General features: G+C 46.1%; 5 protein-coding genes and 1 pseudogene. All 6 read right to left on the reverse strand.

Going from position 1 to position 8,718, the window contains the following annotated elements; genetic code table 11:
- The coding region (locus F7B33_RS02275; RefSeq protein ID WP_297072899.1) for a phosphoribosyltransferase at positions 1–421 on the reverse strand (421 nt) is incomplete at its 3' end.
- A 137-nt stretch (positions 422–558) separates the two neighbouring features.
- Positions 559–4,425 (reverse strand): adenosylcobalamin-dependent ribonucleoside-diphosphate reductase, encoded by a 3,867-nt coding sequence (locus tag F7B33_RS02280; protein WP_297072901.1) that lies wholly within the window; start codon positions 4,423–4,425, stop codon positions 559–561.
- Positions 4,426–4,600: 175 nt separating this feature from the next.
- Positions 4,601–5,032: a ferritin family protein gene (locus tag F7B33_RS02285; RefSeq protein ID WP_297072903.1), complete on the reverse strand. Its 432-nt coding sequence runs from the start codon at positions 5,030–5,032 to the stop codon at positions 4,601–4,603.
- Positions 5,029–5,826, reverse strand: a complete 798-nt coding sequence (locus F7B33_RS02290) for an HAD-IIA family hydrolase (RefSeq protein WP_297072905.1) — start codon at positions 5,824–5,826, stop codon at positions 5,029–5,031. The genes F7B33_RS02285 and F7B33_RS02290 overlap by 4 nt, the downstream gene beginning before the upstream one ends.
- 40 nt (positions 5,827–5,866) lie before the next feature.
- Positions 5,867–6,433: a TasA family protein gene (locus tag F7B33_RS02295; RefSeq protein WP_297072907.1), complete on the reverse strand. Its 567-nt coding sequence runs from the start codon at positions 6,431–6,433 to the stop codon at positions 5,867–5,869.
- 1,642 nt (positions 6,434–8,075) lie between these two features.
- Positions 8,076–8,718, reverse strand: a pseudogene (locus F7B33_RS02300) (hypothetical protein); the annotation flags it as partial.

Genomic DNA, 8,718 nt, shown 5'->3' on the forward strand with positions numbered 1-8,718 from the left:
CCCACTTGTCTGTGCGGAAAACGTAGAAGTCCGGTACGACCTTCGTCCAGGGCTTCATGCTGAGGCAGGCGACCTTGACCTCTTTAGCCCCGGCTTTCTTGACCTCATCAATGACGACCTCAAGGGTCTTCCCTGTATCGCTGACGTCGTCGACTATGACCACCTTCTTCCCCTCCAGCGAGCCGTGAAGGGGAATCGTTACAACGGGCTTCTCCATTCTCTCGTCAATTCCCTTGTAGAACTTGACGTCAATGACCTTGAGCTCGACATCTCCAAGAACATGGCTCAGCCTGACGGCCGGGATTAAACCACCTCTCGCTATCCCGACTATTACATCCGGCATGTAGTGCTTTCTTAGCTCCTCGGCGAGCGCAAACACTGCCCTGTCAATCTGCCACCAGGTCAGGTAAACCTTGTCCATCCCAACACCTCCGAATAGCGTGAGTTTTTCAGTGGGAAACTTAAGCTTTGGTGAGTTGAGGGAAGTTAAAATGAAGGCCTTAAAAAGAATGTCTTGACAGAAAAATGTTAATTCAGAAAAACGGAGAGAGGAAAGGCTCAGCTTATGACGCACTTGCTCCAGCCGCAGCGCGGACAGGTGGCGCAGCCGCTCTCCATCCTAAGCTCGATGAGCTCTCCATCTTTCTCGTAGCAGACCGGACAGTAGGCAACGCCGAGGAGCTCCTTAATCTTCTCCTCCGAGATTTCCGGCTTCTTTGCTGGAGCACTCTCCACCTTGGACTTCGAGACGGCCGGCTTGCTTATTGAAAAGCTAAGCTCGGGCTTCTTCTCCTTCCCGTTGGTGCCGTTGAGTATCGCCTCAACGTTGATGAACTTGGCCAGCCAGGGTTCGGCCTCAACAACTGCCTTGAGTTTCTCGATAGCGTATTTGCTCGGCTTCGCCGGAACACGCTTCTTCTTCTCGCCCTCGACGCTGTAGACCTGAACCGAGAGCGAACCGTCGCGGTAGACTGTTATTCCCTTACAGCCGAGCTTGTAGGCGAGAAGGTACGCCGCTTTAACGTCTTCCACCGTTGCGTCGTTCGGCATGTTGATGGTCTTGCTCGCGCTGTCGGTGAGCCAGAGCTGTATGTTCGCCTGAGCTAATATATGGTCGAGCCAATGGACGTCCATTGAGGTGACAAAGACCTTCTGGAGGTCCTCCGGAACCTCCTCAAGACCCTGTATTGAGCCGTAGTTGTCGCTTATCTTCTTTAGGAGTTGCTCGTTCCAAAGGCCACGCTTCTTAAGTTCGGCTTCAAAAATCAGGTCAACGTAGTAGAACTCCCCAACTGTGACACTCTTCTTGTAAACAAGGGCAAATATCGGCTCGATTCCGCTGGAGGTGTCGGCTATCATCGAGACAGAGCCGGTCGGCGGGCAGGTGGTCACCATACCGTTTCTAACCCCGTACTCCTTGATTTCCCCGACGAGCTCGTCCCAGGGCAGGTTCCATATCTCTCTGTGGTAGAAGCCCTCAACCGGTAGCTCACCGTCCTTGTATTTACTCTTCTCGTAGAGCGGGAAGGGTCCGCGCTTCTTTGAGGCCTCAACGCTGTACTTGTAGGCGTAGAACGTCAGGTACTCGGTGGCCTTCCTCATGAAGGCGAAGCCTTCCTCGCTGTTGTAAGGAATACCAAGCTTGAAGAGCGCATCGGCAAGGCCCATCATTCCGACGCCTATTCTCCTCGTGAGCTTGGTGTTGTGGTCTATTTCAGGGAGCGGGAAGCGGTTGACGTCGATAGCGTTGTCGAGGTACTTGGCGACCTTTTGAATAACGTAGGCGTATTCATCCCAGTCAAAGTAGGGTTTGCCCTCATCGTCATACTTCACGAACTTTGCAAGGTTTATGCTCGCCAGATTACAGGATTCGTACTCGTAGAGGGGCTCTTCTCCGCAGTTGTGGCTTAGGAAGCCGTTGCTTATGTAGGAGTGGTGCTCAGGTACCGTGAAATCGTAGACGAGTCTTTTTCCGACGTTTTCAACACTCTCAACTGTAACAATGGGTTCATCTACTTTCGTCTTCTTCAGGCTAAGCTTTTCCATTTTGTATCCTTCAAATCCTATTTTCTCCGCGAATATTTTTCTGCTGAAGTTTGCAATGACCAGTTCATAGTAGCCTTCACTGTGGTATGTCCTTTCCTCTCCTTCTTTGGTTGTGTATTTGAACTCGCTTGGGTACGGTCTGTCGTAGAGCTTTGACAGTATGCCGAATAGCAGTAGTAGGTCTTGGATCTCCCTCAGTAACTCCCGGTTCTTTGAGGTAAGTCTTATGGCCTTGTCATTGTCCACGTAGCCATCGGCGCTGAAGAGACCGCGGAGGAAAGCCGCTATCTCCTTCGGCTTGAGCCTGTAAACTATCTCGGGGACTCTCTTTTCGTTGCTCTTTACGAGGCTCTCAAGCCACCTGTAAGCCTCCCCGCGGACGCCGAGCTTTATCTGGTTGCCATAGCGGTGGGGTTCGGCTTTAATTCCGAAATGCTTTGCGAGTATCTCCCTGATCTTCCATGCTATCTCCTCTTCCTTCTCTGCGTTGAAGTAGAACCAGGCTCTCTTGTCGTTCAAATTGAGGTATCCATCTCCGATGAACCACCCAAGAACAAAAGCTAAGTCCTTCCCGATGCTTTCACTACCAAATTCGTCTTCGATCTCGAACCTTGGTAGGATTATCTTGTCTCCCGGCTTCAGGTCTTTTACCTCTTTCCATCCGTCTGGAGTCATTAGCCTGTGGTCGAGCGTTGCGGTTATCTCGTATCCTTCCTTTGTTCTCACGCGGGCTACTTCCTTCAGGCCAACCTTCCAGACGTAGGCCGGGACTGAAACGGGGTCTGCAACCTCAACGGTGTTTCCATGGACAGTCTCATACTTTATTTCCTCCTCTCCGGGGAGTAAGACTTCAATGGAATATGCATACGGTTCTCCTCCTTCTGTAATTCCCTCAACTGCCACTGCTTCTTTCTTTCCGCGTTCCTTTGAAAGCGTGAATAACTCTTCAGCTTTGATGTATCCCTCCGGGGTCAAAACCCTGGTTTCTCCCACAACACAGGGGTTGGTGGCCCTTATCGGTTCTCCTTTGGCATCGGCTAGAACGTTCCTCCTGTTGATGACATCGAAGAATATAACTCCGGGGTCCGCTTTGCTCCAGGCCATGAACGCTAACTCTTCGAAAAGGCTCTTGGGGTCTATCTCCTTGACCTTCTCGCCGGTCCTTGGGTTAACTAGGGGATAGCGCTTGCCTTCCTTCAAGGCATCCCAGAAGTCCTCCCAGATGCCGACGCTTATGTTGAAGTTGCTCAGCACGTTGGTTCCGGTGTTTCTCTCCTTTGCATGTATGAACTTCTCTATGTCCGGATGCCAGACCTCAAGGATTCCCATGTTTGCTCCTCTTCTCACGCCACCCTGTTTTATGACGTCGCTGACGGCATCTATGAGGTGCATAAAACTGACGGGTCCACTCGCCGCGCCGGCCGTTGAGCCGACAAAATCGCCCTCAGGACGGAGTTTTGAGAAATTGAGCCCCGTGCCTCCTCCGCTTTTTTGTATCATGGCTACATCATGCGCCGCTTTCATTATGCTCTCCATATCGTCTTCTATCGGCACAACGAAACACGCTGAGAGCATCCCCAATGGCCTTCCGGAGTTGATGAGTGCAGGAGTGTTGGGCATGAACACCTGCCCTGCCATCAGCCTGAAGTACTCTTCTATCTCGCTCTCGTAGTCGTCGAAGGCCCCGTTTTCGAGCATGCCCAAGAACTCGTCTATTGAGACCTTCATCTTGCCCTTCTCTGCCAGCTCGCGGTAGAGGTTCACCATTCTCTCAAAGTGGTACTTGTTGAGCTTGAAACGGCCGATTGAGTACTTCCCGTCGAACTCTTCAAATTGCTCGAGGTAGTATTTGACCCTGCTCAGGTTCTGTTCATGATTGCCGTCCCTGTCAAAAACCCTCTCGTCGTAGAGTAAATCAGGGATTACTGCCAAGGTCGCTACCCTTTCAAAGAGCTCCTTTGGACTCTCAATTATTTCGCCCTTTTCGTTTCTTATGAGGTAGCGTGAAGCTAAAACGCGGAGGGCGTTTAGCGAGAAGCGCTTGTCGATTTCATCGAGCCTGTCCTTGTTGAGGATTTTCTTCTTCTCCTCCCTGATTTCGGCCTTCTTCTTGCGGTAAAGAATGTAGGCCTTGGCGACGTCAAAAAGGCCAGCTCTCATCAGTTCGAGTTCAACAATATCCTGAATGTTCTCTATGTTCGGGATTTGGCCATCGTAGAGCTCGTTTATTCTCCTAACGACTCTTCTGACGACTCTGTTGAGGAGCTTCTCGTCGTGGATTCCAACTTCGAGCATTGCCCTTTGTATGGCCCATTTTATACGCTCCCTATCAAAAGGCACAATTCTACCGTCTCTTTTCATCACTTTTTCAACAGGCATATAAACACCCCTGATACACAGTTGTACATAATTTTGTTAATTGGTAAAATTATCAGCACGGCCACTCTCATCGGGCACCCTAATATACCTTACTCCCAGTTTCATTGCCATCATGACGAATTCTGATTTACCCTCTTGTATGGTGGGGAAAGGGGTAGAAAAGGGAGTGGATGGTTTAGAGGGATTCGTATATCAGCTTCAACCTGTACGCGTGAGTCAGTTCCTCCCTCGCGATGTGCATGAAAAGGTCGTTAAAGGGGCTTTCCAAAAGCTCCGCAAGTTTGGAGTACATCTCATAGGCGTGTTTCTCCCTTAACACGGCCTCTACAACGAGTTCTTCAATGCTTTCCGGCTGTGCTCTCTTATCGCTGAGAACGGGTTCGAGGGAGAGCTCGTCCATGTAGTCAACGATTAACCTCTCCAGTGTTCCCTCCTTTAGTAGGCCCTTCAGGGTCTCTTTGTGCCTCAATTCTTCTTCCGCTATCAAAGAAAAAACGTCCCTCAACTCGGGCCTCTCGAAGAGGGCGAAAGTTTCACCGAGCTTATAGAGGTTGTAGAGCTCGTTCTCCTGCCAGATTAGCTTTTCGATGAGCTCTTTGGCATTCATTTCACAACCCTCAGGTAGTTGAGGAGCTCCTTCACGCTCGGGAGGATTAAATCGGGTTTAAAGGGGCTATCCTTAACGTCCTCCAGAGTGCTGACTCCTGTCAGAACCATTACCGCCTTCATTCCAAAGCGCTTGGCGAAGGCTATATCAGTGTCCAGCCTGTCACCGACCATCCAGATTTCATCAACGCTTCCCATTTTCTCCCTTGCAATCTCGTAAACGGGTTCGTTTGGCTTTCCGATGATGAGAGGGTCCCTTTCGGTCGAGGCCTTCAGTGAGGCTATTATCGCCCCCGCTCCGGGGTAGAGGCCTTCCTCAGCTGGGTAAGTGGTGTCGGGATTGGTTCCTATAAAGCTCGCCCCGTTTCTTATCGCTAGAGTTCCGTACTTTAGCTTCTCATAGGTCAAACCCGGGTCGAGGCCGACCACAACGTGTCTGATATCCCGCCATTTTCCTTCCCTGCAGTCTTCAAGGCTTACCGTCCCCCAGTTTAGCTTTTCCATCTCCTCGTGGAGGCCCTTACCACCGATGACGAAGATTCTCCCGGGTTCCATATGCCTTTCCATGTAGAGTCTCGTGGCTAAACCCGAGGTTATTATCCTCTCAGCCGGAACATCTATGCCCATTGAGAGCAACTTTTCTTTATACATCCTCGGTGTCTTTGTCGAGTTGTTCGTGAGGAACAGGAAGGGGATTCCCTTTTCCTTCAGGTATTCCACAACTTCCCTCGCGCCTTCAACGGGCCTGTTCCCCCGGTAGATGACGCCGTCCATGTCGAAGATAATCCCAATCATGTTCTCACCGAGGAATAAAAAGTGGGAGGAATATAAAAGCTCACTGGCTCGCGTCGAGCCTTAGAGTTACGTCTATTCCATCCGTTTGGCACTCGTTACCTGCATCCTCTGGAAGTTCAAACATCATCTCGACCTTGGCTGTTTCTCCCGGATTAAGCTTTACGGGTAGTGTTATCGTCTTTCCGTTGAGGGTGTTGAGCGTTTGGTTGATGGTGATGTTATTCCCTCCTATACGTATGGCCTTTAGAACCAGCCACTTTCCGAGTTCTCCAGTTTCGGGTGTTGAATCCACGGCTTTTTCTGATGGGGACATTCTTACCTCGTAGTTCCTGACTTTGAACGTTATCGTGAGCTTCTTAACTTCAACAGTTCCCCGGTTCTTGATTTGGAATTCGGATTTTCTGGTTTCCCCAGGCAGAAAGTTGCTCATCTCAAAAAGCTTCAGTTCGTTGTAGAATCGCTTTCCGTCCTTGCTGATGGCTATGTCAAATTCGGCGGTCTCTATTGAGTTTCCCCTTGAGATTGCCGTGTCGGTGAATATGGCTTTCGAAATCCCCGCTGTAACCACGAGAATCAATGCCAGCACAACTTTAGTTGTTCTTTTCATAATGTCTACCTCCATGAGTAATCATGTAGAAGTTGAACTATGGCTTTATATATTTTTTGTTAATAAAGGTAAAAGGACTAGCTATCTGTAGTCTGTAGTTACTGTTCGTAGTTGCGTTATTTTCAATTAGTAAGAATTGGAAGTAGTACATATCTATTATATCACTCTAGAAGTCCAAGTTGACGTTGGACATAAACCAGCGCAGGGTCTGTGATCTAATTGGAATTGAGTTTGAACAAATATATGGTAGTTTTTGTTTATTTTCCTAAGTGATCTCCGGTGGTAGTCTATCATGTAAATTCTCATATTATACATACGGTTCAAGTTAGATTTGACCTTTGGCATGTTACGCTCATTTCTTTTGTCTTAACGTTGGGCGGGATAGGAATCTTGGTAGACGCTTATATAGCACTCCCATTGTACCATCGGGAAACTGGAATTTTTCAACGGGAACAAATGTTTTAGTGATGTTATTGTAGTCTACAAATATCCCCAAGCCAATCTGGAGTATTGATTTCCCAATGTGCTGAGTATTTTTCGCTTTTGGTATAGAGTATATAGTCTGCGGAGAACAGTCCTAGTATCAGTTGGTACACGTTTGGCCTAATTACTGTTACTGTCTTTTTCCATTTATAGTCCTGTATCTAAGGGGATATGTTAAAACGAGGTTGTTAGATAAGACGTATACTAGGATGTGGCTTCTGTTATCTTCTTTTAATATTGAGACTACCCCCTTTATGTGCCACTCTTCTTTGGTTGTGTTAAGGTTGGATGATTAATAATATCCAGATAGATAAACGCTCCCTCCTGATACACTGATAATGTTTGGATTCTTAGCAATCTTAATCTGTGGGATCGCCTTTGTAAAAGTTGCTATATTAAGAAAGCCTCCAAAGAGCAAGATAACGATGAAAATTATTTGTAATGGTTTTTCCTATTCTCAAAGCTCTTTAAGTAATTATATAATCTCTTCTATAGCTATTCCTAAAAATGGTATAATTAGCATCATAAATCTAGGATCTTTATTTCTTGTTAATGTGAATAACGCGTAGACAAAATTGAGAATATACTACCAATCAGCAATTATTATCTCGGAGAGTATGAATATCGTCAAGTTCTTTATCACATTGTTGGTTTGGTTTCATATTAACATTTCCAAGATGACATTCTACTTGAAAAGCTATCATTAGTTCGTAATAATAAAGATAAAATCCAAAAAATAATCCACTCAGGATTGTGTATTTGGTATTCTCAAAGCCATTGGATCTCAGTAGCAAGTACCACTCCATAGCTATATAGACGTTAGAGGTATGCCCAGCATGAAAATGGTAGCCTGATTAAGGATTATGGGGGATGTGAGAGTTTATGAAAATTGCTATTACTGATACTTTTTCCCAAGATATTCGGAAAGCTTGTATATTGCCAGTGTTAGCAATAGTATTGGACGGATATTTTCCACAAATATTCAAGTTTGGGAGTTCATCCCAAATAGTATATATCCTTGGATTGCCATCATTGGATCTATTATTATTTTGTTATTGTAATTTAGTATTTTTATAATCTTGGGCACATAATTACCTCCAAGAAGGTATCGTGCCTTGTATTTTACATTACCTTGTTATTCGTTATGTTCATTGTGGCTTTATAATGATTTTGTTTTGTTAAAGGATTTTTTATTTATTTCCGTACTCCGAATTGGGTAAGTGTTTCTTTGTAATATCCAGCATCGTTTGTTGAATATCCCTGCTACAGGTTTGTACATGTGGGTCTGATCTATTGTATTTGTCCAAGTTGATATGTGTGGAAATCTGCAGTAAACCACATAATCGAAATATCCTGTAGTAATCATTTTGGAGACATTGGGGGGTTGTTTTTCACTTAGCCCATGACCCAGCCAGTTTATATCATACGAGCTCATTTGGTAAACTTCTGCATGGTGAATGAAAAGCCCGGCATAGGGATAAAGATTTGGGGACACTAAAATAGATACTGTTTTTGCCTTTGGAATTATCTTATTAAGTTCATTAAGTACTTTTGCCTGGCTTGAACCTGCATAGTAATATTTTGAGTTATATTTAATGGCATTTTCGTAATAGCTTATGCTTGAAAGGGCTAACAATACAATCATGCTTATTGTCCCAAATATTCTAAAACTCTTTTTTGAAATGAACCTATGAGATAAGATTGTTTTAGATATAATGCACACACCTTCTGCATTTAGCATTGCAATTACTGGAGTCAGAAATGTAATGAATCGCACTTCTTTGTGGATTATTGTTAATATA

It is taken from the genome of Thermococcus sp. (genome assembly GCF_015523185.1).
Lineage (GTDB): Archaea > Methanobacteriota_B > Thermococci > Thermococcales > Thermococcaceae > Thermococcus.